The following is a 25,050-nucleotide window of genomic DNA, read 5'->3' as shown; positions in this document are numbered from 1 at the left end:
CATCGGTTTAACATTATGGCTTGCGCCATATGTTCAGCAATGGTTGTCTGTGCATGCTGCAGACATGCCAAACCGTGAATTGAACCGATGGGAGCAGATGTATTATACATTGATTACGGCAATTGCTGATTTTCCGCTGATGCGGTTTGCCGTGTTGTTTGTGCTTAGTTATGGCTTTATTCGATTGGTTCTCGGCTTGCTCTCTTCCCTTATTTTCAGAAGAAAATACAGTTCAGCAGAGCAAGAGAGCAGACCAAAAGGATTTTTCAGCCGCTTCACGGGTGCTGTGATTGGTACAGTCATTGGATCCGTCCGCGGGATGATTGTGATTGCTGTGTTGTTCATGATTGTCAGTCTCTATCCGGGCAGCATGTTTAGTCGCTATGTAGAGGCTTCGCCCATTTATATGCAAGGGGCCAAGTCCGTCATAGAGCCATTATCCGGTACATTTATTAAGGACAAGTTGCCCGTGTTTACTCAAGCGGTTCAAAAGGAACTTGGCGCGATCCTGCAACGCAAATATGAAGTCCTTGACCATAACATTCCGGCGGATATTGAATCTGCGGCAAAAGAAATTGTAAAAGGTCAAACGACAGATGAAGCCAAAGCCAGAGCATTATATGACTGGGTAGGTTCTCGCGTTCAATATGACTATGGTAAAGTGGATGACTATGAGCAAAAGGGTATATGGCATGAGCAGACGCCGCAAAATACATTTGATACACGTGAAGGCGTATGTATTGATTACGCTCGTCTATACGCAGTCATGGCTCGTTCACAGGGGCTGGAAGTCAAAGTGGTTACAGGCCTTGGTTATAACGGGCAGGGTGGATATGGTCCACATGCCTGGAATGAAATATATTTGAGTGATTCGGAAAGCTGGATTCCGCTTGACCCCACGTGGGCAATCAGTGGCGATTGGTTCAATCCTCCTAACTTTGCCGATACCCATCTAAAAGATCAAACAGCTTAACATTACGCCGGACATGGGTCCGGGAGATGACGACGTTGCCAGGTTATCATGCCGGGGCTGTATAGTCTGGACGGTATGCATCAAGTCATGAAAGAGGTAGGATGAATGAACAATCATTCAAAAGAGAAGGACGAACTTACGGACAAGCGGCGCTTCAGTTACCGGATGAACGTATTTTTCTTCGCTTCCTTTGTTATTTTTAGCGTTATTATTGTACGGCTGGCATTTTTGCAATTCGTGGAAGGGCCTGAGCTCAGTCAGGAGGAAGCGAGTAACATTACCAAAGATGTACCGCTCGCTCCCGTGAGAGGAACTATCTATGATTCCACGGGTGAGGTAAAGCTGGCTTACTCCAAGCCGATTCAATCCTTGTACCTGACCTTATACAAAAATTATGGGGATGTGGATGGCAAGCCTAATCCGAATATAGCGGAAGTGGAGGACATCGCCACCCGGCTGCATGATGTTTTTGAGCAGTATAAGAAAAAGGATTCTGAGGACCTTACGGTGGAGAAAATCATTGAAGAGATGGACTTGAATTCCCGCAAGTCGAACGGCTTCATGCCACGTCTGATCAAGAGCGATCTGTCCGATGAAGAGGTAGCCTACTTCCTCCAGCATAAGGATGAATTTAAGGGAATTCAGATTGTAGAGGAAAGTGTGCGATATTACGATCCGGATACGGTCGCTGTGCAGACTATTGGCTATTTGAAAAAATTTAAAAGCTCCAAAGCGTTGAAAAAGTACGAAGAGATTGATGAGGCCAATAAAAAGCAAACGAACCCGGGCCTTATCTATACCGAGAATGAATTTGTTGGCTTCGATGGACTGGAACTTCAATACCAGGATGTTCTGCGAGGGAAAAGCGGTTATAACTCCGTGGACGTTGACTTACGGAACTTGCCTGAAGGTGTAGCGGGCTCTACCCCACCCGAAAAAGGGTATGACCTGATTACAACGATTAACAAAAATGTTCAGGTGAAGACGGAACAGGCGATTCTGGATCAACTAAGTTGGCTGCATACACATCAGGTATCAGGTAAGCTACATCCCAATGCAAAAACAGGTTTTGCAGTAGCGATGGAAGTGGATACAGGAAAGATTGTTGCTGCTGCCAGTATGCCGGATTACGACACTAATATGTGGAAAACTGGCGGTATAAGTACTGAAGATTACGATAAAATAAAATATATTTATCAAAATGGCACCATTCGTGGGTTCCCGCCAGACGATTCAGGTAAACGAGCGGAATCCGTTGTATTGCTTGGTTCCACAATCAAACCGCTCAGTGTATTGATTGGTTTGAAGGAAGGTTTCTTCACTACAAATACAGTTTATTCAGACAGAGGTTCAACGACTTTTGGTGGGGATAACCGCAGAGTACAGAACTCCTCCGGTCACGTGTATGGTTCGTTAACTCCTCGTGATGCGATTCGACATTCCTCGAACGTGTTCATGATTGATGAAATCGGTAAGAAGCTGTACTCCCGATATGGGGCAAAGGGTGTCGATGTCTGGGATGAATACATGGAGAAATTTGGGTTAGGTGTCTCCACAGGTGTTGACCTGCCTAATGAATGGCTTGGGCGCAAAGAATATGGTAAGGATAGCGTCGAGAGTTCCTTGACCAAGCTGGTATATGCCTCTTTTGGACAGCAGGGGAAATATACAACGATGCAGCTTGCTCAATACACCACGATGCTTGCGAACAAAGGAAAACGAATGGAGCCACAATTAGTCAGTGAATTCCGTGATTCGCAAGGCAATGTGGTTGAGAAAATGAAACCGAAGGTGCTCAGCACAGTCGATTTTAACGATGCTTACTGGAATGAAGTACAGCGAGGCATGGCAACCGAGGTATCTTCATTTAGCGGTTTCCCGTATGATTTTGCCAGAAAAACAGGAACATCCACACAGGTAGTCGGGGGAAAACTGGTGGATAATGGGGTGTTTATCGCTTATGCACCACGCAACAATCCGAAGCTGGCTGTTGCTGTCGTCATCCCTGAAGGGGGCTTTGGTTCGAGCAGTGCTGCTCCAGTAGCACGCGCGATCTTTGATGCGTATGACGAGGAGTTCGGTCTGGACGGTGTACCAAAAAAAGATAAAAATAAAGAATCAAATACACAGTAATGTGAGTCTTTGAATCCAAAGAGAGGACCCTTTCGAGGGGCCTCTCTTTTACGTTTTGCCAGAACTTGAATGTCTCTCTCCAGCAAGCTGCTGCAAATTAGCGTGTAACAAACTTCGTGCATGTCACGTTTATATAATAGAATGAAAATTTATTTCAGGATTAAAAAGATTAACGATATGTCTGTATTGACATCGTCTCGAAAGAATCGGCATATGTCTCTTCTGTTTACGAAAATGTAACCAAAATCTGGAGGACATGGCAGTTGACCTTTGATAGACTTGTATAAGGAAAGGTATGTTACTTGAACCGAATGATGCAAAACGTGCTGATTGATTAATCTACTTTTACATAAGAACGGAGAGGCTTATCCCATGTTTAACCGATTGAGGAAAAAGAAAATGTCCAATGAAGATCCACCAGTTAACAAGCCGTCTAGTGTAAGAATGAACATGTTTTTTTTCGCTGCGTTTGTGATATTCAGTATCCTTATTTTCAGGTTGGCTTTTGTGCAATTTGTCGAGGGACCTGAACTGACCTATATGGAGACCAGCCGTAATACCAAAGATATTCCGCTCGCCCCTGTTCGTGGGCCAATCTACGATGCGACTGGGAAGGTCGCGCTCGCTTATTCGGAGCCTGTACAGTCCCTCTATGTTTTGTTGTATGAGGATTATAGAAATGATGACCGCAAGCAGGAAGCGCAGGAACTTGCTGATGAACTGGCGGCTGTGTTTAAGAAGTTTAACCCGGGGGACAAAGAACAACCAGATGCAGAAGAGATTGTGAAGCGACTGGATCTGGATTACCAGAAGACATTTGGATATGTACCGAGGTTAGTTAAATCCGATTTGACAACCAAAGAAATTGCCTATTTCATGGAGAAAAAAGCAGAGTATCCGGGCGTTATGGTACTTGAGGAAAATGTCCGAAAATACGATCCGGATGGGGTAGCCGTTCAGGTGGTCGGCTATACAAGAGAATTCAAGCGAGCACCGGATACACTTAAAAAATATAAAGCCATTCGGGAATCTGCAAGTACTCTGCGTGATCCGGGTCTTGTTTATCACGAAGAAGAGAAGGTAGGCTTTGACGGCTTGGAACTGCAATATCAGGAGGACCTTCGTGGACGTAGTGGCTACCAGTCCATTGATATTGATGCACGCAATTTGCCAGACGGAACGATGAATCTGACCCCACCTGAAAAGGGGTATAGTCTAATTTCAACCATCAACAAGGAAATTCAGATGGTTGCACAACAAGCTATTACAGATGAATTGAGGAAGTTGCCGAAAGCTGTTACCGGATACGCGGTAGCCATGGAAGTGGATACAGGCAATGTTGTGGCCATGGCGAGTATGCCTGACTATGATCCGAATGACTGGGATTATGACAAGATCAAGTATGTTTTTCGAAATGGTACAATGGCTTCCTTCCCGCCAGACGATACGAAAAAACATACTGAATCCGTTGTTTTGCTAGGTTCCGTAATCAAGCCACTCAGTGTATTGATTGGATTAAAAGAAGGACTATTTACGACTGGGCAGACCTATCACGACCAGGGATATGCCATTTTGGGGAAAGACGGGAGACAAGTGAAGAACTCACATTCTGCATATAATGGAAATATTACAGCGAGACGGGCTATTGAGAAATCTTCCAATTCCTTTATGATTGATATGGTTGGTAAGAGACTGCTAAATAAGTATGGATCGGATAAAGGGATTGATATTTGGGACAGGCACATGAAGGAATTTGGCTTGGGTGTATCAACTGGTGTTGACTTACCCGGTGAATTCCTGGGTAGACTAGAGTATACAAACAAAGATGAATCGGCTCTTACACGTCTCGCTTTTGCCTCATTTGGTCAGCAAGGTAAATATACAACGCTTCAACTCGCGCAATATACCACAATGCTTGCGAATAAGGGCAAACGGATGGAACCTCATTTGGTGAAAGAAATCCGTGACGCTGATGGCAATGTGGTCAAGAAAATCAAACCAAAAGTGTTAAACGAGGTTGATTTTGCGGACGCATACTGGAATGAAGTGCATAAGGGTATGGTCACTAGAGTAAGTTCCTTTGAAGGGTTCGCCTACGATTATGCAAGAAAAACAGGAACCTCGGAGCAGGGAACAGGACCGAAAAAGAAGGAAAACGGTGTATTTATCGCATTTGCACCACGGGATAATCCGAAGCTGGCTATAGCCGTTGTTGTACCCGAAGGTGGCTTTGGATCGGTTAGCGCGTCTCCAATTGCACGTAAAATCTTCGATGCCTACGATGATGTTTATGGCCTCGATGGGACTCCAAAAGGGAAGAAAGATCAGGAAAAAGACAAAGAGTAACGTGATACAGCGCAAGAGAAATAGAGCAGATTTGAACGGAAAAGAAGATAGGTCAATAAAAAGACCCATATACTCATTTGGACAGGCAGGGGAAATTTCCCTTGCCTTTTTATTTTGCATCGGCTAAAATTTGCACAAGGGAAACATTATTAGTCTTGTATAAATTTTAATACCTTGTACAACAAAATTAGATTAGAACAATTATGTTAGTAGAGGGAAAGGGGCGATTTAGATTGTTAATGGTGAAGATGAGGAGTATTCAGAGAGGTTTGATGACGCTTGCTGCTGTTGTATTGGTGTTCGTACTAACAGCGTGCTCAAGTGCAGCAGAAACAGGAGACAGTGAAGGGAAAGTGAAGGTCACAGCCACAACAGGCATGATTGCGGATGTTGCGCGTGAAGTCGGAGGGGCATATGTTGATGTAACCGGGCTGATGGGTCCGGGTGTAGACCCCCATTTGTACAAGGCTTCGCAAGGTGATATTCGCAAGCTGGAGCAAGCGAAAGTCGTTTTTTACAACGGACTGCACCTCGAAGGCAAAATGACAGATATTTTGGAGAAAATGTCCAAGAGCAAAACAGTAACGGCCGTCACGGAGAAAATTCCAGTGGATGAATTGCGATCAGGAAAAGATACAGGCGGCACCGAATACGATCCACACGTCTGGTTCGATGTCAGCCACTGGATGCATGCGGCAGAGGCTATGCGCGATACACTCGTGGAAGCAGACCCGGAACATGCAGAAGAGTACAAGACCCAGGCAGAGCAGTATCTAACGAAACTGGAGGCATTGGATACCGAAGTGCGGGAAAAAATTCAGGAGATTCCGGAAGCCAGCCGGGTATTGGTCACGGCGCATGATGCCTTTGGATACTTCGGCCAAGCCTATGGCATGAAAGTGATGGGGCTTCAAGGAATCAGTACAGCAGCCGAGTATGGTGCGAGGGATGTTAGTGAGTTGCGGGATTACCTCGTGGATAACAATATCAAGGCTGTATTTGTAGAATCCAGCGTACCGGCAAAGGCAATGGAAGCAATTATTGCCGGGGCAGCCGAAAAAGGACATACGGTAAGCATTGGTGGTGAACTGTTCTCGGATGCAATGGGTGCTGAGGGAACAGAAGAAGGAACGTATATTGGCATGATCCGCCACAACACTCAGACAATTGTAGAAGCATTAAAGTGATAAACCATATGAAGAGAGGAGTGGAAAGAATATGAGTGAAGTAATTTTATCGGAAAAATCTCAACCACAACCAAATGCTAACCATTTGCAGGGAACGCAACCTACATCAGCTCCTCTTAGTGTTCGGGATCTGGCGGTAGCTTACCATAAAAAGCCGGTGCTCAGTGGGGTATCTTTTGACATTCCGGAAGGTCAGCTGATTGGCATTCTGGGTCCCAATGGGGCCGGGAAATCGACTCTGATCAAAGCCGTTCTGGGACTAGTACCTAAAATGCACGGCGAGGTGAAGATTTTTGGTCAGTCCTACCGAGAACAGCGTCGCCGGATCGGCTACGTGCCTCAGCGGGAATCCGTCGACTGGGATTTCCCGACTCACGCGCTCGATGTTGTCATGATGGGGCGTTATGGACATCTGGGCTGGTTCCGCCGTCCAGGCAAAAAAGAACGGGATCTGGCAGCTCACTGCCTAGAGCAAGTGGGAATGGGTGATTATATGTACCGCCAGATCAGTCAACTATCCGGCGGACAGCAGCAGCGTGTCTTTCTGGCACGGGCACTGGTACAGGATGCCGAATTGTATTTCATGGATGAGCCGTTTGCAGGTGTAGATGCCACAACGGAGAAAGCTATCATTTCACTGTTGGAACAGTTGAAGAAGCAAGGGAAGACCGTACTGGTTGTTCACCATGATCTGGCAACAGTAGAGGAATATTTTGACCATGTGTTGCTGCTTAATGGACGGCTGGTTGCTGGTGGACCGACGAATGAAGTATTTGTACCGGATACTTTGCAAGAGACGTACGGAGGCCGGATAGCGATGATCGGGAGCCGGTCGGAGAAAGGCCAGGTGTAGTGCATGTGGAACTGGATAGTAGCCATAGTGTCCGATCCCAATACACGCTGGATATTGCTTGGCTGCTTATTGCTCGGCTTCAGTAGTGGAATTATTGGCTCATTTACATTTTTGCGTCGTCAGAGTCTCATGGGGGATACGTTGGCTCATGCAGCTCTGCCCGGGATTTGTATCGCGTTTATGTTGACGGAAACCAAATCCGTAGGTTTATTTCTGTTCGGTGCACTCGTCGCTGGAATTGTGGCTACCTTCGGCATATCGTGGATTACACGGTATTCCCGGATCAAGCAGGATGCGGCGATGGGCATCGTGTTGACTGTATTTTTCGGAATTGGCGTAGTGATGCTTACTCGTATTCAGCACGGTGCAAGCGGCAGTCAGAGTGGACTTGATAAATATTTGTTTGGTCAGGCCGCATCCATGGTGATGACGGATGTGTATGTCATGGGCGGTGTCTGTCTTATATTATTGATTGCTTGTCTGGCATGGTTCAAGGAATTCAAGCTGGTGAGCTTTGACCCGGGATTTGCACGGGGCATGGGACTGCCAGTTGGCATGCTGGAACAACTGATTCTGCTGTTGACCGTTATTGCGGTTGTTGCGGGAATTCAAGCGGTGGGTGTGGTGCTTGTTGCTGCTTTGCTGGTGACCCCTGCAGCAGCGGCCCGCTGCTGGACGGACTCGCTCTCACTCATGGTACTGTTGGCCGGCGTATTTGGAGCACTGAGCGGTGCAACAGGTACGATCTTCAGCACATTGGTGCCTAATCTGCCAACTGGACCTGTAACGGTTCTGGCAGCTACAGTGTTGTTTGCCGGTTCTGCATTGCTGGCTCCACGTCGTGGATTGCTGGCTCGGCGTTTGCGCAGCATTCAGGCGAAATCGGCTTATTTGAAAGAAGAGCATGCCACGCTCCAGACACTTTCTGCACAGCGGGCACAGCAGGAACGGGGTGAGCTGTAATGGCGACGTTTTGGATTATATTAACGGCCATCCTTGTATCCTCCGCCTGCGCCATTCTTGGCTGTTTTCTCATATTAAGGCGGATGGCTCTGGTAGGAGATGCGATCAGTCATGCGGTTCTCCCGGGTATTGCGATTGCTTTCCTGTGGAGCGGTTCACGTGATTCACTATGGATGCTTCTAGGTGCAACGGTATTTGGATTACTGACGGTGTTCTTCATTCAAAGCTTGCAGGCTGGAGGACTATCGTCCGATGCTTCCATTGGGATTGTGTTTACGGCGCTCTTCGCAGTGGGTGTCATTTTGATTAGCTTGAATGCCGGGCATATTGATCTGGATCTGGACTGTGTGTTGTTCGGTGAGATCGCATATGTGCAGTGGGATACCCTGACCCTTGGGGGAACGGATGTAGGACCTAGGGCAGTCTGGATGCTTGGCATCACGTTGCTGGTGATCCTCGTCGTAATCGGGTTGTTCTACAAGCAATTCAAGCTGTGTGCCTTCGATCCGGCGCTGGCTGCGGCCTGCGGCATTCCGGTGGTGCTGTTCCACTATCTGCTTATGGGGCTCGTTTCCATGACATCTGTGGCTTCATTTGAAAGTGTAGGGTCGATTCTCGTTGTTGGCATGCTCATCGTACCTGCGGCGACGGCTTACCTGCTCACGGATCGACTGGGCAAAATGATTCTATATAGCGTGCTCGTAGGAGCAGCTTCCTCGGTTGGAGGCTACATCATGGCTTACGCCCTGGATGCTTCCATTGCAGGTTGCATGGTGGCGGTAGCAGGCATTCTGTTTGTTCTGGCTCTGCTACTATCTCCAAAGCATGGTATTGTCTTCCGGTATGCTCGTCGCAAATTCGCGGCACGTTAAATGGATAAAAAATAGCAGCCGCCTGCATTGCAGGCGGTTTTTTCATGGATTCGAGTAAGTTTTATCTCATACCAGACTCTTACACGAATCGGGACAGACATCTGTTGTAACGTTGAAAAGGTTCACCCGCATCGCGCGTTACTTTGTTGCAGGCCGACGATCTGTGGTAAAATGTCGTTAGCTGTGACGTCCGGAGCATCCGCCTACGCGGATGCCGGGCGATCTTTTTGTGAGAGTATGTTGGACAGGGAGAAGTAGAGAGACCATTAAGGAGGAAATACAGCATGAGTGAACTAAAATACAAATTGCTTGCATTGGATATGGATGGAACACTGCTTAACGATAATCATGAAATCACACAGGAGACCGCCAAATGGATTCAGATTGCCATTCGACGGGGAGTTCATGTGTGCCTTTCAACAGGAAGAGCCGTTTTTCATGCGATGCCTTATGCGGTACAGCTTGGGCTGGAGACCCCGATGGTTACGGTCAATGGCAGTGAAGTCTGGAAAGCTCCGCATGATTTGCATATGCGCCATCTGATGGACCCGGCATTGATCCGCAAAATGCAGGAGATTGGCGAAAAATATAATAGCTGGTACTGGGCATACTCCGTGGAAGAGCTGTTCAACCGTGATCGCTGGACGGACAATATCGAAGGTCTGGAATGGCTGAAATTCGGATTTAATACTGAAGTGGATGAAGCCCGTCACCAGATTATGATGGAGCTGCAGCAAATGGGTGGTCTGCAAATGACGAACTCCTCGCCTGTTAATATTGAGATTAACCCTGGCGGTGTATCCAAAGCGAGCGGTGTAGCTGAAGTCTGCAAGTTGCTGGGTATAGACATGTCCGAAGTGGTCGCTGTTGGAGACAGCTTGAATGATCTGGCCGTTATTGAAGCCGTGGGTCTTGGTGTTGCCATGGGCAATGCGCAGGAACAGGTGAAGGAAGCGGCTGACCTGATCGTAGCGAGCAACAACGAAGATGGCATTGTCGAGGTGATCCGTGAACATATTTTGAAGGGGGAATAACCTTTGCTCGCAACCGTTGGCTGGATTTTAATTGTACTGTTGTTTGCGGTGGGGATGGCCGGTACGGTATATCCCATACTGCCTGGTGCTTTTGCGATTTTCTTCGCGTTTCTGGTCTATGGCTGGTTCTTCAGCTTTGATCCGTTCGGTGTATGGTTCTGGATCATCCAGATTTTGATCGTAGTGGTGTTGTTCGTGGCTGATTATGTCGTCAGCGCTTGGGGTGTGAAGAAATTCGGCGGCTCCAAATTATCGACGACACTCAGTACAATTGGTGTCATTATAGGCCCATTTGTTATTCCGGCGTTCGGACTGGTACTAGGGCCGTTTATTGGTGCTTTTATCGGGGAACTGATCGGAGGGTCCTCACCTTCCAAAGCTTCCAAAGTTGGATTTGGCTCCGTGGTGGGGCTGTTTACAAGCACCGTCATGAAAATTATTTTGCAAATCGTCATGATTGTTCTGTTTATTATCTGGGTGGTAAGATTCGCATAGACGTTCGGGAGCGGCTTCATCTGGATGCACGTCGGTGTGGGGGAAAGAAGGGGAATTGGCTTGTCTAAGAAGGAAACATTTATTAGGGGTACGCTTATTTTGGCGGCAGCTGCGCTGATTGCGAGGGTACTCGGATTAGTTCAACGGGTGCCGCTGGAGCACATCCTCGGCGATATCGGTAATGCATCGTTTACCATCTCCAATACGGTATATTTAATGCTATTAACCGTAGCAACAGCAGGCATACCAAGTACACTTAGTAAAATGGTGTCCGAACGCTATGCGCTGGGACGCGCAAGTGAAGCACAACAAATCTACCGTGCAGCCCTGATCTTTGCGGCTGTAGCCGGGGTAGTCATGTCTGCTTTATTGTGGTTCGCGGCACCTTATTATGCGACGTACGTATCCAAAGTACCTGAATCGGTGAGCGCCATTCGAGCCTTGGCTCCAGCGCTGCTGCTGTTTCCAGCCATCGCCATGATGCGTGGATATTTCCAGGGTCGCGGCAACATGACGGCAGGCGGCATTTCACAGATTGTGGAGCAGTTTGCACGCGTGGGTACAGCGATTATCGTGGCGTTTGTTATGCTGCAATGGAATTACGATGATCAAACCATTGCCGCAGGGGCTTCATTTGGAGGCGTATTCGGAAGTATCGGTGCTTTTGGCGTCATGCTGTACTTCACCTTGAAGCTTCGCAAAAATGACCGTGCAGCGCAATTGAATTACGAGCGTGTGGAGCAACTGCCTATGCGGGGCATCTACAGTGATATATTCAAACTTTCGATTCCAATTGTATTATCTTCACTCGCTGTTCCGGCAATTAACTTTATCGATTCATCGCTGGTAGTTCCGCTGCTTAGCGGTCGGATTGGACTGGAAGAAGCGACAGGAGTACTTGCGATCCTCGGTGCCAAAGCCCAAAGTATTGCAGGCATCCCACCGATTCTGGCTATTGCTCTGAGTCAATCGCTTGTGCCTGTCATTTCCGCAGCTTTTGCACGCAAGGATGAAGTTCATCTGAAAAATCAGGTGACGCTTGCTTTGCGCATTTCGATTCTGACAGGAATGCCGATTGTCATTGCACTGTGTGCGGCGGCATATTCCGTTAACGGCTTACTGTTCACCAGTCCAGATGGGACACCCATCATTACATTGCTGACGTTCGGTACCATTTTCCAAATTACGATGATGACCACCAACTCCATTCTGCTTGGGGTGGGCAAACCACGGATCACAATGATCAGTGTGGCAGCTGGTATCGTGGTCAAACTTGTAGCCAGTTTGATCCTGGCTCCGATCTTTGGCATTTACGGGATCATTATTGCGACCGCATTGTGCTTCCTGGTTATTACGTACCTGAACCTACGGGTGCTGAGAAAAATTGTTGATTTCTCGATCATGGGGGATCGCTGGAAAGGATTCATCATTACCGTGTTGCTTGCGGCAGGTGTTGGTTTTGCGGCAAACTGGGCCGGGAACTCCATTTTTGGTTTATTCCTGCCGACACGTGTATCTTTCCTCGTTACCTGTCTGTTTGTAGGTGCTCTTGTAGTTGTCGTGTATCTGGTACTTATGGTCGTTCTGCGTGTACTTCGTAAAGACGAGTTGGGCAGTTACCCTCGTATTTTGCAAAAGATACTCCGCCCGCTTATGCGTCTACAACGTGGAGCCGGGCAACGTGGATAACTTATTCCAACACACAATACACACTTCGTTATCTGTTTGAAATAAATACAAGCTCTGTCTGCTTCCAAAGCGGACAGGGCTTTTTGTATTTGAAAAATGACTGAATTAAGAAGCCAATCGATAAGGGTACGGCGTTCCGCTTTCTAGACGATTTCCTTGTGAGGTTAACCGTCCTTAATGCGTCAAGGTTTTGGCATCGTGAGCTAATGCGGTTTTCAGCATGCCATACCGATGTTCATGGCTCATCTCGAACAGCCAGGGGCGGCGCGGGATCGTGAGATGACCTAGACAATCGCGATTTTGCAGCCAATCCTGCCTTGTTATCGGTTCATACGGCGTATCGCCCCATACGGCCAGCAATTCAGGACTATATAACCGTTGGCCTTCCGCCAGCCATTCTTGATCCAGCAGCTCCTGGCTATAGAGGTCAGCTTCTCCTGCTTCATCTTCATGTGCGGTGAACAGACCCGGCCAATATTCAGCACGTGAACCACGGTGAGGAACCGAGCGCGCAAACTCCAACACCTGTGTGAAAATTTGTTCCACTCCAAACAGCATCGCATACAAGCCTTTGCCGAACATAATCCGTTCATCCAGCTTGCCAAAATGTTCAATTACCCGGCCTGCAAGACCTTTTCCACGTCCAAGTGGGAACACGATGTGGTTCAGCCCAGCCAGATTATGCAGATGGAATGCGGGTTTAGAAAGCACCTCTTTTTGAAAATAGGGATGCTGCACCACCCGGCTCTCGATATAGTTCTGCTCATTAATAATTAACGCCACACTCAGCAGCGAGCTGCATCGCTCCAGCCAAAATCGTTCCCAGAACGGTGTCATGAACGCCGATACATGAAAATGGGACAACAAATGAAAACAGCTCCGGCCGATCCGGCGACTGTTCATATACAACAGAAGCTGGGGATAGGCGTCCTGGAAAATGAGTGCATTACACCGCTCCAGTAGTCGATACATATGCTCACGGTCGGTTTGATTTTGCAGATTGTGAATAAGATCACTCTGAAGATCGGTCATATGATATCCGCCGTTGCGGGACACCATATGGGCAAGCAGGGCCCAATGCAGCTCTGGATACTGTTCGTAACATTCTAGGTATGCTGCTGTGCGAGTGATATTACTCCGATTGTTTTCCTGCGTTAATGTTTTGATCTCTTCCAGAATAATGCAGTCCTCTTCACAGACCAGTGCACTGAGCGTGTTTCGGGCAAAAGCACTCTCGTTGCCAGGCAATAGGCGTTCCACCTCAGCTTGTAAGGTTGCAGCCATGTCAGAGTCCCAAGCCATATCACGCAAGGGATGACGAAGCTGTGCAGAGGCCTGCCAAGCCGCCTGTTTACCCCTCCACACTTCCCGGGCCGCGCCTGGGATGGATCGAACCATCTGCAATATTGACCCGTGATGGGCAGACTCGGAGGAATCCGTTTTAACGGAAGTCATGACATGACATCCTTTCCTGATCATCTGTTTACTGTTTGTTTTTAATGCTGTTGATTTAAGTATGCGCTGAATATTTGACTTCCACTCCGCAATTTGCTTCACTTAGAGAATAAGACAAGGTATAGAAAGGAAGATGCTGTGATGGAAAAGATAACATCCAAACCGGAATTCGATGTGGCGATCCAATCTCCGCGTTTAACTGTAGCCGTATTTAAGGCAGATTGGTGTGGTGATTGCAAGTTCATCGATCCCTTTATGCCTGAAGTTGAGGAAAAGTTTGCACGTGAGCTGACATTGGTTGAAGTCGATGTGGATCAGGTGGGTACAGTTAGCGAAGAGCAAAATATCCTTGGCATTCCAAGCTTTGTAGCTTACACGGATGGCCGGGAACTCGTTAGATATGTGAATAAACTGCGCAAGTCGAGAGAAGAGATCGAGCAATTCCTGGAACGTGCAGTTGAGGTATATAACACAATTCATAAATAAAGCATGACAGGATCACCTTGTAAAAGGTTATAATTGAAGGACGCCATTTCTCTTGAAATAGGGAAGTGGCGTTTGTATTTTTAACTTTTTCGGGGAAGCTAATGGTGTACATAGTTACTAATAAATGGCGGGTCCATTTTTTCACAGACGTTAACATTTTGTCACAAAGCGCGACGTCAATGACACATTTATCCGGTATAATGAATTTAGTTGTGAAATAAGTGTCAAAGTATCGAATCAAGCGGAGGATGTAGTTCTTCGCCATCTTAAACCAACAGCGGGTGAGAAAAAAATTGAAACACTTAACCTTGTTTAAATGGTTAACCGTATTAACCTGTCTTGTCATGTTTCTGGCTACCTTTGGCGGAGGCGTTGTAACCCGAACGGAATCAGGCCTCGGCTGCGGCGCGGAATGGCCATTATGTAACGGAAAACTTGTGCCTGCACACACTGTTGCCTCACTTATTGAATTTTCCCATCGCGCTGTAAGCGCATTGGCAGGGCTGTTGTCCATAGCCTCTTTTGTAGCATTCTTGCGGTTTGGCAAATCACGTCGTGACCTACAGTTGTTTTCATTGTTAACGCTGATATTTGTTATTGTCCAGGGAATTATGGGAGCCTTTGCCGTCGTTTTCTCCCAATCTTCCGCAGTCATGGCACTGCATTTCGGCTTTGCACTGATCGCTTTTGCCAGCTCTTTGATGATGGCGCTCGGTATTCGGCAGGAGGCTCGCCACGGTGGATTGGAACGACTCAATCGATATCCGCGGGTCAGTAAAGGTTTTCGAAATCTGGTGTGGTTCTCCACGATCTATACGTACCTCGTGGTATATACGGGGGCATTTGTGAGCCATACCGATTCGGCTGGAGGTTGTTCAGGCTTCCCGCTTTGTAACGGGCAGATTATTCCCGAGCTCTCGGGTGGCGTAGCTGTTGCTTTTGCTCACCGGCTAGCGGCTGTGTCATTAGTGATTGTCATTGCAATCCTCGGACATTTTGCGTATCGCAAACACCCGGATAACACGGAACTAAGAGCGTTAGGCGTGATTTCTGTTGTGCTGGTTCTATTGCAAGTAGTCATTGGTTTTGGACTGATGCTCACGATGAGCACCCCGGAAGTGTACATGTTCGTGGCGCTGGCGCATATGCTCGATATTGCCATTTTATTCGGTGTGTTAACCTATATGAGTTTCCTGGTGTACAAGTTGCATCGGCCCGTTAACCGTTTCTAATATATCCGAATTATTGTAGTTCAGGGATGAATCCAGTGAAGTTCACCATCCGATGATGTACATCATTGGACAGGTGAACTTTGTTTGATGTCAGGCGTGTCAGGGCACCCTATTGTAAGCAGCGGTCATACGTTTACTCTGATTCCGATTTTGTTTAATATGGTGAATTATGATTATTTTGATGATCTGCAGAGTGGAAAGAGGAGGCTATATATGCTGCGAACGTTGCTGGGTGAAAAGCCGCGTAAAAACGAAGGGGTACTGAAGGATGCAATAGAGGCAATGGCGGATACGCTTGAGTTATTTCAGCGACAGATGCATGTGGACCACGATCCTACCCATGATTTTCGTAAACTGTATGTGTGGACTCAGGGACTCATCTCCTCGCTGGATGAACTGGAGCAAAGCTGTTTTGCTGCTTCCCATTTTCGTCAGAAAGTCAAAGCGGGCTCTACGGATGATATGACGATTCCAGAAAAAGCGGAGTACGCCCGTTACGTCTATTTCTATAAAGATGGTTTCATCCGATGTTTTGCCATTCTGGATAAGTTAGGTACAGTGTTGAATGAAATATTTGAGCTGAACACAACCAATGTTAAAACTCATTATTCTTATTTTACCGTATTACGACAGTTCGGATATGACAAGCTGCATTATGTTCTTGCCAACGAACTGATCCAGATCAAAGACTCCTACCGTGAGCCAATGAGCAAATTGCGCAAACGAAGAAACATGGAGATTCATTACATGAACTCCGAAATGCAGGATGATCTGTGGCAGTTGCACCAGACTTTGCAAGGGAAAGTGAAGCTGGAGGATCTGGATCAACATCTCTTGGAACTCCGCCAGGGTGTGGATATGGTATGTGAGACGTTAAAAGCAGCGTATGGCTACATCAACAAGAAGTGGCATACCCAGGTAATGAATCAACCCGCGAAGTGATCGGATTGTAATATTTACCTTTGACAAATCGGAATACTTGGATTATACTGAGTTCCTGATCGACAGTTAGATGGAATTAACATTTATGACATTAACCTATTATAACTACTGAACTTATAAATTAAATATTTCTTATCGAGAGCGGCGGAGGGACAGGCCCGATGAAGCCCGGCAACCGATTTATAACTGCATGACAGCTGTGTCATTCTTTATAGATGTTAGGTGCTAATTCCTACAAAATGGTGCAAGGCACAATTTTGGCAGATGAGAAGGTATAATCTTTCACGTGAAGAGCCCTTTTTGTTTCTGCAAAAGGGGCTCTTTTTTTGTACATTGAAGGGGAGTTTTCCTTTCATTCGGGTAAAGATACATGTAGGCAGTGGGAAGGAGCAGTAATTTTGATTGAATTAAAAGGTTTAACCAAGACGTACGGTAAAGGTTCAAAAAGTACGACGGCCTTATCAGATTTAAATTTGAATATCCGCAAGGGTGAAATATTCGGAGTTATCGGTCATTCCGGTGCAGGCAAGAGTACATTGATCCGTTGTATCAATTTGCTCGAACGCCCGACGGCAGGCGAGGTATGGGTGGATGGAATCAATCTAACCAGTCTCAATAAGATTGATTTGCAACAACAACGGCGTAAGATCGGCATGATTTTTCAACACTTTAATCTGTTATCCTCAGCTACGGTTTATGATAATGTGGCTTTTCCTTTGAAGCTCGTTAATACTCCCAAGGCTGCAATGGATCGGAAAGTGAAGGAAATGCTCGCATTGGTTGGACTGGAGGACCACAGCAATAAATATCCGGCCCAACTGTCAGGCGGACAGAAACAAAGGGTAGGTATTGCGAGAGCACTCGCGAGTGATCCGAACGTGTTGCTGTGTGATGAAGCCACATCGGCACTTGATCCCCAGACCACCGATTCGATTCTGAAGTTATTGCTGGATATTAATGAAAAGTACAACCTCACGATTGTTCTAATTACCCATGAGATGCACGTGATCCAGAATATCTGTGATCAGGTGGCCGTTATCCATCAGGGAGGTATCGTGGAGCAAGGGCCGGTGACGGAAGTATTCCTCAAGCCGCAGCATGCAATTACGCGTGACTTTATGATGCGGGACCATGAGGTGGGAATTGCATTAGAAGAGACTGCTCTGGCGAGTGCAGATGTCTCATTGCAGACGGACGGATCTTCTAAGCTTGTGAAAATATCCTTCCTGGGCAATAAAACATATGAGGCGATTTTGTCCAGAACGGTTCGTAAAACAGGAGTGGATTTCGCCATTTTGCAAGGCACCATTTCAACAATCAAACAAGTTCCCTATGGACAACTGACCGTTCGTTTTGAAGGGCAGTCGGATGAGATTAATCTCACCATTAAAGAGTTAATGGATCAGGGACTTGATGTGGAGGTGCTTCGTTAAATGGATTTTTCAACAGTACGTTGGGAAGAAATAGGTAAGGCTTCAATCGAAACACTGCAAATCCTGGGAGCATCGGGACTGTTCACGATAATCATTGGTTTGCCACTAGGCGTATTGCTGTTCATGACAGCAAGGTCGGCTTCGATTCAGTCCCAAGTGGTGTACACTATACTATCGTTTATCGTAAATATTTTGCGATCGGTGCCATTTATCATTCTGATTGTTGCACTCATTCCATTTACGCGTTCATTGGTTGGTACAGCAACAGGTGTGTTGGGGGTTATACCACCGCTCGTCATTGCCGCTGCTCCTTACTTTGCGCGGCTGGTGGAAACTACACTGCGTGAAGTGGATCGTGGCGTCATCGAAGCGGCACAGGCGATGGGAGCTTCAACCGGACAGATTGTACGACGTGTGCTTCTGCCAGAGGCATTGCCGGGTCTGTTAGCCGGGACCACCATTACAATCGTTACCCTCGTTTCCTACACTGCGATGGCGGGGATGGTTGGTGGTGGAGGTCTGGGAACATTGGCCATCAACTACGGATACTTCCGTTATCAGTATGAAATTATGATTATATCCGTTGTATTTATGATCATTCTGGTGCAAGTGCTTCAGATGGCTGGCGATCGTTTGGTTAAATGGTTCACCAGGAAATAACACATATATAGCATTTGCCTGATTCGGTATCGACTTGGTGCAAAATGCAAAAAAAATTTATTGGAGAAGGGGTTTTACACATGAAAAAATGGTCTTTTGCTCTACTTAGTATTATGCTGATTGCGGTTCTTGCGGCTTGCGGAAACAACAAGGATTCCGACAGCGGCGCAGACAATGCCGGAGGCGCACCGCGCACCGTCGAATTGAAAGTGGGAGCATCGCCTACACCACATGCTGAAATTTTGGAAAGCATCAAGCCTGAACTCGAAGCAGAAGGCATTCGCTTGCAAATCGTGACTTTCAATGATTATGTTCAACCGAACCAACAGCTTGAAGATAAACAACTGGATGCGAACTTTTTCCAACACCAGCCATACCTGGATACAGAGAACAAAGAACGTGGTTTCCACCTCGTTGCTGTAACACCTGTGCATGTTGAACCATTTGCTGGCTATTCCAAAAAAATCAAATCATTGGATGAGTTGAAAGACGGCGCAAAAGTAGCCATTCCTAATGACCCATCCAACGGCGGTCGTGGACTGTTGTTGCTTGCAAAAGAAGGACTTATCACGCTGAAAGACAACACAAATATCACTTCTACGATTCAGGATATTACAGCTAATCCGAAAAACCTGAATATCATCGAGCTGGATGCAGCCATGATGCCTCGTCAATTGGATGAAGCAGACCTGGTATTCATCAATGCCAACTACGCGCTGGAAGCGAATCTGAACCCAGAGAAGGATGCGCTGCTGATCGAGGACTTGCAAGGTAACCCTTATGCAAACATCCTCGTATCCCGTGAAGATAACAAAGATGCAGATGCCATCCAGAAACTGGCTGCAGCCCTGCATTCCGAAGAGGTTAAAACGTTCATCAAAGAACGTTATCAAGGTGCTGTAGAACCTGCGTTTTAAGCTAAACAATTAAGCTGAAGATTAATTGTAATACCCGGCTCCATTTCTTATAGAGCTACTAAAAAAGCCCTGCATTCTCTTTTTAGAGAATGCAGGGCTTTTTGTTTTGTACGTCATGTTAAGCGCTTCGATGTAATAGCAATTTAAGTACTTTACTTTATTAGCTTTATCGTTTATGCGGATCAGTATCTGAACGTCCATCTGTCTGGTAGCTGTCAGAATCTGCGGACTCCTGTCCGGCAGCATGCTGTTGGTAAGCTTCCTCAGCAGGAGATAGCGGGTTCTGATCTCCTGGGTCAGCATTCTTTTTGCGGCCAGTCAGCTTGCGGCGAATCCATCCAAAAGCGCCAACAATGGCGGCAACGATGACAAACCATCCTTTTTTAAGCAAAAGCAATAATCCGACTTTCTTGGCTACAGCTACACCAGCACCGCCCAAAATAAGACTGGTCAGGCCAAGTTCTGATTTTTTGTCTACGGATGCATCAAACTCTTCATAGGTGTTTCCTTTGATCACGTTGAGTTGGTTAAGTACGGAGCTTTCAAACTGTGTACGATTTTCTTCAAAATTGGCACTATCCGTAACGAGGATAACTCCGATATATCCTTCGCGGGTGAGTACGTTCACATTGTAATTGACTAGTTTTTCCCGCTCTGCATCCTCAAGACCAAGAGAATAGATCAATTGATGCTTGGTGCTTTCATAGGCGGGCTCAATCTCCCATCCGGTAATAAACAGCTGGTTTTCGGGTGTAGTTTTCTCATTTTGCTCTTCTGTACCTCTTTTGTAGCTATCAAGCAGTTCATCCGCGTCCAGATCGTCTTTCTCACTGTCATCGACATGGCCGGTATCGTTATATTCAAAGATAACATACCAGTTGGAGTTTTCGCCGGCTCCATAGATACTTCCAATTTCCGTTCCATTGGGGAAGGAGTCCGTATCCTCCAGAAACCTTTGGGTGTTAGCTGCATCGAGATAGGAGAGATTTTCAGCTACGGTTAATGTTGCTTTGTTATCAAGTACTACATTTGAAGGTCCATCAATCCATTGATAATCTTCGGTGGAACTATTGCTTTCACTTTCTGCAGATGCTGTGGTTGAGAATGGAGCTTGAAATGAGGCAATAAGCAAAATTGCGAATAGAGAGGCTAACCATCTTTTCATTTACGCTATATTCCTTTCGAAGGTGTCATGCAATGTTGTCATTTACATGAACATATGTATTGTGTCGTTATATTCATAAGAAAATAAAGACTTATCGACATTACCATAGGCATCCGAACCAGACAAGGGAAATATGGTGATTAAGGGTTAATTTTCCTACTAAAGACCTAATTCAATTTATTTCAGTTGTTTGAAAGATAAGTATTTAGTCCTTAATTTACACTTTTTTGCAAATGGTACAGATTGGTGGGAAACGCGAGTTGTGGGGGGATGATAAATCTTTTATACTGGATGAGTGACTGCTCTTTGAAGAGGGGGATGAACGTGAAGGGAAAGATTGCCCTCATAACGGGAAGTGCCAAAGGTCTTGGTAAAATGACGGCCCTCAGTCTGGCGGATCAGGGTTGCCATATTGCTCTGAATTACGTACATAGCCGTACGGAAGCTGAGGCGTTAGAGGCTCAGATCGTCGCCAAGGGTGTGCGTTGTATTGCCGTCCAGGCCGATATTTCCAAGACAGAAGAGATCACCATGCTCGTTGCTCAGGTCGAAGAGAAACTGGGCAGCATTGATATTCTGGTGAACAATGCGGGTCCTTTTGTCCGTGAACGTCGACTGTTTGCCGAGTATTCGGAAGATGAGGTTCAGATGCTTGTGCAAGGAAACCTGCTTGGACCGATGCTGCTGGATCAGCGGGTATTGCCAGAAATGCGGCGCAAGCATTGGGGACGAATTATACATTTTGGCTTCAGTCATGCGGGAGAAGCGAGGTCATGGCCTCATCGGGCGGTGTATGCTGCTGCCAAGGTAGGTCTGGTTTCATTTACAAAGACACTTGCTGTGGAGGAAGCTCCCTACGGCATTACGGTTAATATGGTATGTCCAGGTGATATTCGCGGTGCCAACAAAGAAAAAACGATTGATGAGATGGCAGGCATAACCGACGAGGAAACCCCAAGAGGACGTCCCGGAAGTGGTGAAGATATTGCGCGAGTGATCACCTATCTATGTCTCGATCATTCTGATTTTATAACAGGCAACATTATGGATGTATCTGGAGGACTTGATCCGATTCGTCCCAACATACAGCGTGAGGATGTATAATGCGGGTTTATCTTGAAATGAAATGCAATGTGGAGAGAGGGCAGGGGAAGTGAAAAAAAGGCTTTCTTCATTTGCACAAAAAAGAGCCCTCCGCTTCATGCGAAGCGAAAGGCTCTTGAGGTTTATTTCGTGAAGGATTGATTAGAATACTTGTACGACTTCTTGTACACCCTCAACTTCTTCGAGAAGGGCGCGTTCAATCCCGGCTTTTAAGGTAATGGTGGAGCTTGGGCAACTGCCGCAGGCACCGACCAGTTTCAGCTTAATAATGCCGTCCTCCACGTCGACCAGTTCCACGTCACCGCCATCGCGTTGCAGGAACGGACGAAGTTTGTCAAGCACATCAGATACCTCATCATACATGGTGCTTTGTGCGTTTTCGCTCATTTTTTTCAACTCCTTTCCTCACTATATTATATTACAAATGGCCATAAATTAAAATGGTCAAACAAAGCAGGTGAACCTACATGAGACCGATTATTGAATTTTGTGCCAATAATATGCATTTTGGCACAGATGAAGTCATGGATCAACTGGAAGAAAATCCAGACTATGATGTGATAGAATACGGCTGCCTCAGCAACTGCGGCCAATGTTATATGACTCCATTTGCACTGGTGAATGGCGAGTTAGTCATTACCGACAAAGTGGAGGATTTATATAACGCCATCTTGGCCAAAATTGCTGAAGCCGATGCCTGGAGCGAGCTGGATCTCGATTAACCGAGATGACGCTTGGACATCCAGAGCACGCCGCTTTTTAAAATACGTGGCACACGTCCCATCATGGACGTTTTGCCCATCAGCCCAAATCCAGCCTTCTTGCCAAGTGCACCGAGTGTGCCACGAAGCTTGAGTGGCTGCGGATTGGGCTTTTCGCCTTTCCAGAGGGCATGCTGAATATGAGCGATTTGTTCGCCCTGTACTTCGGCAGCCTGACCGCTTGGTGCATAAGGCACGCTGGCGCAGTCACCTACAACATAGACATCGGTATATTCCGGAATTTGATAATATTCGTTCAGTACGACACGACCTTGAGGGTCCTTGGTCACATCGAGATCCTGTACAACTTTTACGGGCTGAATTCCGGCAGTCCAGACTACCGCATCCGTTTGAATTTCTTCATCCCGGTTGAAAATGGCATTCGGTTCAAGTCGGGAAATAGCGATATGCCCGCGTGTCTCGACCTGATGTTCGCTGAACCATTCATGAACATAAGCGGACAAGCGCTGCGGGAAAGCGGATAATACACGTTCACCACGGTCCAGGATGCTGATGTTCAGATCGGGTCTGCTCTCACGAAGCTCTGCAGCTATCTCGACGCCGCTCAATCCACCACCGACGATATGCACGTTACCATAAGCTTTAACCTCGTTAAGACGAAGGTAGGTTTCCCGTGTTTTGCTGAAGCTTTGAATGGTACAGCTGTATTCCTCGGCTCCCGGCGTATTGTGGAACCGGTCTGTACATCCAAGTCCAATCACGAGCTTGTCATATTCCAGCGGGTCCTGGCCTTCAAATTCAATCTGACGCTGTTCCAGGTCAATCGAAGTTACTTCTCCGTAACGGTAAGTGACTTTGTCGCTCACTGGAAATTGGATGCGCAGGTCATAGTCGGATACGGTCCCTGCTGCGAGTGCGTAATATTCTGTCTTCAATCCTTGGAATGGGCTCCGGTCCACCAACACGATTTGTGTATCTGACGGGATTTTTCCTTCCAAAAGTTCCTTGATAATCGTGAGGCCACCATAGCCGCCTCCGAGAATGACGAAATTTTTCATGACTCGGCTTCCTTTCTGCATCAGTCCCGTGTGAACGGGGCTGTAACCTGTGGAGCAGCTATGCAATAACATAGCTGCTCCTTTTGTTTTTTATTTGAAATGATTGAAAATAGGAATTTAAAATTACGGATATGCTCCAGCAATTCGCACCCCTCCATTCCAAACGGCTCCCCGGGTAGCTTGAAAGTCGACTGCTGGAGTGATGCTCTTGTTACATGCTACTCGTACACTTGAATTTCATTGTAGAACGTATCGCGTTCCACAGGAATGCGTCCAGCACCCTTAATTAACCATATAAGCTCTTTTCGGGTGAGGCCTTCAGGTGTTAGTGCGCCTGCTGCATGACTAATCCGTTCGCGAACGATCGTGCCGTGTGCATCCGAAGCACCGAATCCAAGGGCGACTTGAGTCAACTGTGGACCGATGTTGATGAAGTAGGCTTTGATATGATCGATGTTATCCAGCATCAGACGGCTGATCGCAATCGTTTTGAGATCTTCGTAAGCGGAGTTACGACGCATGATACTCGCGTTTTTGCTTTTCGGCTGCATGGATAGCGGGATAAAGACCATGAATCCGTTCGTCTCATCCTGAAGCTCGCGAATTTGTACCATATGGTTCACACGGTCCTCATAGGACTCAATGGATCCATAAAGCATCGTTGTATGGGTACGCATGCCCAAATTATGAGCAGTGCGGTGCACTTCCAGATAGCGGTCAACGTTCGCTTTGTTTACACGCATTTTTTTGCGGTATTCATCGGACAAGATCTCAGCGCCGCCACCAGTCAGTGATTTCAGACCTGCTTTTTGCAGCTCCTGTAATACTTCCTTGATGCTCAGTCCGCTGATGCGGGTAAAGAAATCAATCTCGGCTGCTGTGTAGGCTTTCAGCGTAACGTCCGGATATTTCTCGTTTAAAGCACGCAAGGAATCGACATAATATTGAAAAGGAACATGGTTATTATGTCCGCCTACAATATGGAACTCACGTACGCCTGGATGAATATGCTGTTCCACGTAATCAATCATTTCCTGACCGGACAACGTGTAGGAGCCATCTTCGCCCTGATCTTTGCGGAAGTTACAGAAAGCACAGTGGGCTTCGCATACGTTGGTAAAATAAAGGCTCATGTTTTCAATAAAATAAACTTTCTTGCCATTCTTACGCAGGTTGGCCTCATTGGCCAGTTGGCCCAAAGTCAGCAGATCATCCGATTCATACAGATAAACGCCGTCTTCTACGGTCAGCCTTACGCCGTTCTGCACTTTCTCAACGATTTCAGCCATTCTTTTGTCTGTGAACGGTGTTACCAATGTAGACATGTTGTT

The 25,050-nt window shown here is 46.7% G+C and carries 23 protein-coding genes and 1 riboswitch; of the genes, 18 read left to right on the top strand and 5 right to left on the bottom strand.

Features of this window, described 5'->3' with window-relative positions:
• The 10 genes from AMS66_RS24470 to AMS66_RS24425 all read left to right on the top strand — a co-directional run.
• A partial coding sequence (locus AMS66_RS24470; RefSeq protein WP_236703603.1) for a transglutaminase domain-containing protein occupies positions 1 to 973 on the top strand: 973 nt, incomplete at its 5' end.
• A gap of 105 nt (positions 974 to 1,078) precedes the next feature.
• Complete coding sequence (locus AMS66_RS24465; RefSeq protein ID WP_053783265.1) at positions 1,079 to 3,106, top strand: peptidoglycan D,D-transpeptidase FtsI family protein; 2,028 nt, start codon at positions 1,079 to 1,081, stop codon at positions 3,104 to 3,106.
• A gap of 372 nt (positions 3,107 to 3,478) precedes the next feature.
• The gene (locus AMS66_RS24460) at positions 3,479 to 5,452 is read left to right on the top strand and encodes a peptidoglycan D,D-transpeptidase FtsI family protein (RefSeq protein WP_053783264.1); all 1,974 of its coding nucleotides are present in this window, start codon (positions 3,479 to 3,481) and stop codon (positions 5,450 to 5,452) included.
• A gap of 239 nt (positions 5,453 to 5,691) precedes the next feature.
• Positions 5,692 to 6,639 carry a metal ABC transporter solute-binding protein, Zn/Mn family gene (locus AMS66_RS24455; protein WP_082350883.1) on the top strand — a complete coding sequence of 316 codons (948 nt, stop codon included), beginning with the start codon at positions 5,692 to 5,694 and terminating at the stop codon, positions 6,637 to 6,639.
• Positions 6,640 to 6,670: 31 nt separating this feature from the next.
• Complete coding sequence (locus AMS66_RS24450; RefSeq protein ID WP_236703602.1) at positions 6,671 to 7,492, top strand: metal ABC transporter ATP-binding protein; 822 nt, start codon at positions 6,671 to 6,673, stop codon at positions 7,490 to 7,492.
• A 3-nt stretch (positions 7,493 to 7,495) separates the two neighbouring features.
• The gene (locus AMS66_RS24445) at positions 7,496 to 8,455 is read left to right on the top strand and encodes a metal ABC transporter permease (protein ID WP_053783262.1); all 960 of its coding nucleotides are present in this window, start codon (positions 7,496 to 7,498) and stop codon (positions 8,453 to 8,455) included.
• Complete coding sequence (locus AMS66_RS24440) at positions 8,455 to 9,327, top strand: metal ABC transporter permease (protein WP_053783261.1); 873 nt, start codon at positions 8,455 to 8,457, stop codon at positions 9,325 to 9,327. Before AMS66_RS24445 ends, AMS66_RS24440 begins: the two co-directional genes overlap by 1 nt.
• A gap of 284 nt (positions 9,328 to 9,611) precedes the next feature.
• The gene (locus AMS66_RS24435; protein WP_053783260.1) at positions 9,612 to 10,361 is read left to right on the top strand and encodes a Cof-type HAD-IIB family hydrolase; all 750 of its coding nucleotides are present in this window, start codon (positions 9,612 to 9,614) and stop codon (positions 10,359 to 10,361) included.
• Between the two features lie 54 nt (positions 10,362 to 10,415).
• Positions 10,416 to 10,856 carry a DUF456 domain-containing protein gene (locus tag AMS66_RS24430; protein ID WP_053783324.1) on the top strand — a complete coding sequence of 147 codons (441 nt, stop codon included), beginning with the start codon at positions 10,416 to 10,418 and terminating at the stop codon, positions 10,854 to 10,856.
• A gap of 60 nt (positions 10,857 to 10,916) precedes the next feature.
• Positions 10,917 to 12,545, top strand: coding sequence for a putative polysaccharide biosynthesis protein (locus AMS66_RS24425; protein WP_053783323.1), 1,629 nt, complete (start codon positions 10,917 to 10,919; stop codon positions 12,543 to 12,545).
• A 174-nt stretch (positions 12,546 to 12,719) separates the two neighbouring features.
• Here the strand turns inward: AMS66_RS24425 and AMS66_RS24420 are convergent, their stop codons facing one another.
• Positions 12,720 to 14,000 carry a DUF2515 family protein gene (locus tag AMS66_RS24420; RefSeq protein ID WP_053783259.1) on the bottom strand — a complete coding sequence of 427 codons (1,281 nt, stop codon included), beginning with the start codon at positions 13,998 to 14,000 and terminating at the stop codon, positions 12,720 to 12,722.
• 141 nt (positions 14,001 to 14,141) lie between these two features.
• Between AMS66_RS24420 and AMS66_RS24415 the strand changes: the two genes are divergently transcribed.
• The 6 genes from AMS66_RS24415 (at position 14,142) to AMS66_RS24390 (ending at position 19,670) form a co-directional block, all read left to right on the top strand.
• The gene (locus tag AMS66_RS24415; protein WP_053783258.1) at positions 14,142 to 14,486 is read left to right on the top strand and encodes a thioredoxin family protein; all 345 of its coding nucleotides are present in this window, start codon (positions 14,142 to 14,144) and stop codon (positions 14,484 to 14,486) included.
• Positions 14,487 to 14,779: 293 nt separating this feature from the next.
• Positions 14,780 to 15,718 carry a COX15/CtaA family protein gene (locus AMS66_RS24410; protein WP_082350882.1) on the top strand — a complete coding sequence of 313 codons (939 nt, stop codon included), beginning with the start codon at positions 14,780 to 14,782 and terminating at the stop codon, positions 15,716 to 15,718.
• A gap of 213 nt (positions 15,719 to 15,931) precedes the next feature.
• Complete coding sequence (locus AMS66_RS24405; RefSeq protein WP_053783321.1) at positions 15,932 to 16,660, top strand: Cthe_2314 family HEPN domain-containing protein; 729 nt, start codon at positions 15,932 to 15,934, stop codon at positions 16,658 to 16,660.
• A gap of 129 nt (positions 16,661 to 16,789) precedes the next feature.
• Positions 16,790 to 16,931: riboswitch (SAM riboswitch) on the top strand.
• 127 nt (positions 16,932 to 17,058) lie between these two features.
• On the top strand, positions 17,059 to 18,093 hold the full coding sequence (locus AMS66_RS24400; RefSeq protein ID WP_053783320.1) for a methionine ABC transporter ATP-binding protein: 1,035 nt from the start codon (positions 17,059 to 17,061) through the stop codon (positions 18,091 to 18,093).
• Positions 18,094 to 18,753 (top strand): methionine ABC transporter permease, encoded by a 660-nt coding sequence (locus AMS66_RS24395; RefSeq protein WP_053783257.1) that lies wholly within the window; start codon positions 18,094 to 18,096, stop codon positions 18,751 to 18,753.
• Positions 18,754 to 18,833: 80 nt separating this feature from the next.
• Positions 18,834 to 19,670, top strand: a complete 837-nt coding sequence (locus AMS66_RS24390; RefSeq protein ID WP_053783256.1) for a MetQ/NlpA family ABC transporter substrate-binding protein — start codon at positions 18,834 to 18,836, stop codon at positions 19,668 to 19,670.
• A gap of 166 nt (positions 19,671 to 19,836) precedes the next feature.
• Here AMS66_RS24390 and AMS66_RS24385 read toward each other — a convergent pair whose 3' ends face one another.
• Positions 19,837 to 20,835, bottom strand: coding sequence for a DUF2167 domain-containing protein (locus tag AMS66_RS24385; protein WP_053783255.1), 999 nt, complete (start codon positions 20,833 to 20,835; stop codon positions 19,837 to 19,839).
• Between the two features lie 324 nt (positions 20,836 to 21,159).
• Here AMS66_RS24385 and AMS66_RS24380 point away from each other — a divergent pair, with 324 nt between their 5' ends.
• The gene (locus tag AMS66_RS24380) at positions 21,160 to 21,939 is read left to right on the top strand and encodes an SDR family oxidoreductase (RefSeq protein WP_053783254.1); all 780 of its coding nucleotides are present in this window, start codon (positions 21,160 to 21,162) and stop codon (positions 21,937 to 21,939) included.
• 141 nt (positions 21,940 to 22,080) lie between these two features.
• Here AMS66_RS24380 and AMS66_RS24375 read toward each other — a convergent pair whose 3' ends face one another.
• Positions 22,081 to 22,326: a NifU family protein gene (locus AMS66_RS24375; RefSeq protein ID WP_053783253.1), complete on the bottom strand. Its 246-nt coding sequence runs from the start codon at positions 22,324 to 22,326 to the stop codon at positions 22,081 to 22,083.
• Between the two features lie 80 nt (positions 22,327 to 22,406).
• Between AMS66_RS24375 and AMS66_RS24370 the strand changes: the two genes are divergently transcribed.
• Positions 22,407 to 22,661, top strand: coding sequence for a YuzB family protein (locus AMS66_RS24370; RefSeq protein ID WP_053783252.1), 255 nt, complete (start codon positions 22,407 to 22,409; stop codon positions 22,659 to 22,661).
• On the opposite strand, the gene AMS66_RS24365 is transcribed toward AMS66_RS24370, so the two are convergent.
• On the bottom strand, positions 22,658 to 23,719 hold the full coding sequence (locus AMS66_RS24365; RefSeq protein ID WP_053783251.1) for an NAD(P)/FAD-dependent oxidoreductase: 1,062 nt from the start codon (positions 23,717 to 23,719) through the stop codon (positions 22,658 to 22,660). The genes AMS66_RS24370 and AMS66_RS24365 overlap by 4 nt on opposite strands.
• A gap of 218 nt (positions 23,720 to 23,937) precedes the next feature.
• Positions 23,938 to 25,044 (bottom strand): aminofutalosine synthase MqnE, encoded by a 1,107-nt coding sequence (gene mqnE / locus AMS66_RS24360; protein ID WP_053783250.1) that lies wholly within the window; start codon positions 25,042 to 25,044, stop codon positions 23,938 to 23,940.
• Positions 25,045 to 25,050 lie beyond the last annotated feature (6 nt).

Source organism: Paenibacillus xylanivorans (assembly GCF_001280595.1).
GTDB lineage: Bacteria > Bacillota > Bacilli > Paenibacillales > Paenibacillaceae > Paenibacillus > Paenibacillus xylanivorans.
The sequence above is the reverse complement of the archived record's forward strand: the minus strand, read 5'-3'. Positions and strand labels throughout refer to the sequence as shown.

Excerpts from the sequence above, each read along its gene's own strand:
- AMS66_RS24465 (WP_053783265.1), top strand. The coding sequence starts at position 1,079 with ATGAACAATCATTCAAAAGAGAAGGACGAACTTACGGACAAGCGGCGC.
- AMS66_RS24460 (WP_053783264.1), top strand. The coding sequence starts at position 3,479 with ATGTTTAACCGATTGAGGAAAAAGAAAATGTCCAATGAAGATCCACCA.
- AMS66_RS24455 (WP_082350883.1), top strand. The coding sequence starts at position 5,692 with ATGGTGAAGATGAGGAGTATTCAGAGAGGTTTGATGACGCTTGCTGCT.
- AMS66_RS24450 (WP_236703602.1), top strand. The coding sequence starts at position 6,671 with ATGAGTGAAGTAATTTTATCGGAAAAATCTCAACCACAACCAAATGCT.
- AMS66_RS24445 (WP_053783262.1), top strand. The coding sequence starts at position 7,496 with ATGTGGAACTGGATAGTAGCCATAGTGTCCGATCCCAATACACGCTGG.
- AMS66_RS24440 (WP_053783261.1), top strand. The coding sequence starts at position 8,455 with ATGGCGACGTTTTGGATTATATTAACGGCCATCCTTGTATCCTCCGCC.
- AMS66_RS24435 (WP_053783260.1), top strand. The coding sequence starts at position 9,612 with ATGAGTGAACTAAAATACAAATTGCTTGCATTGGATATGGATGGAACA.
- AMS66_RS24430 (WP_053783324.1), top strand. The coding sequence starts at position 10,416 with ATGGCCGGTACGGTATATCCCATACTGCCTGGTGCTTTTGCGATTTTC.
- AMS66_RS24420 (WP_053783259.1), bottom strand. The coding sequence starts at position 14,000 with ATGACTTCCGTTAAAACGGATTCCTCCGAGTCTGCCCATCACGGGTCA.
- AMS66_RS24415 (WP_053783258.1), top strand. The coding sequence starts at position 14,142 with ATGGAAAAGATAACATCCAAACCGGAATTCGATGTGGCGATCCAATCT.
- AMS66_RS24405 (WP_053783321.1), top strand. The coding sequence starts at position 15,932 with ATGCTGCGAACGTTGCTGGGTGAAAAGCCGCGTAAAAACGAAGGGGTA.
- AMS66_RS24395 (WP_053783257.1), top strand. The coding sequence starts at position 18,094 with ATGGATTTTTCAACAGTACGTTGGGAAGAAATAGGTAAGGCTTCAATC.
- AMS66_RS24390 (WP_053783256.1), top strand. The coding sequence starts at position 18,834 with ATGAAAAAATGGTCTTTTGCTCTACTTAGTATTATGCTGATTGCGGTT.
- AMS66_RS24385 (WP_053783255.1), bottom strand. The coding sequence starts at position 20,835 with ATGAAAAGATGGTTAGCCTCTCTATTCGCAATTTTGCTTATTGCCTCA.
- AMS66_RS24375 (WP_053783253.1), bottom strand. The coding sequence starts at position 22,326 with ATGAGCGAAAACGCACAAAGCACCATGTATGATGAGGTATCTGATGTG.
- AMS66_RS24370 (WP_053783252.1), top strand. The coding sequence starts at position 22,407 with ATGAGACCGATTATTGAATTTTGTGCCAATAATATGCATTTTGGCACA.
- AMS66_RS24365 (WP_053783251.1), bottom strand. The coding sequence starts at position 23,719 with ATGAAAAATTTCGTCATTCTCGGAGGCGGCTATGGTGGCCTCACGATT.
- mqnE (WP_053783250.1), bottom strand. The coding sequence starts at position 25,044 with ATGTCTACATTGGTAACACCGTTCACAGACAAAAGAATGGCTGAAATC.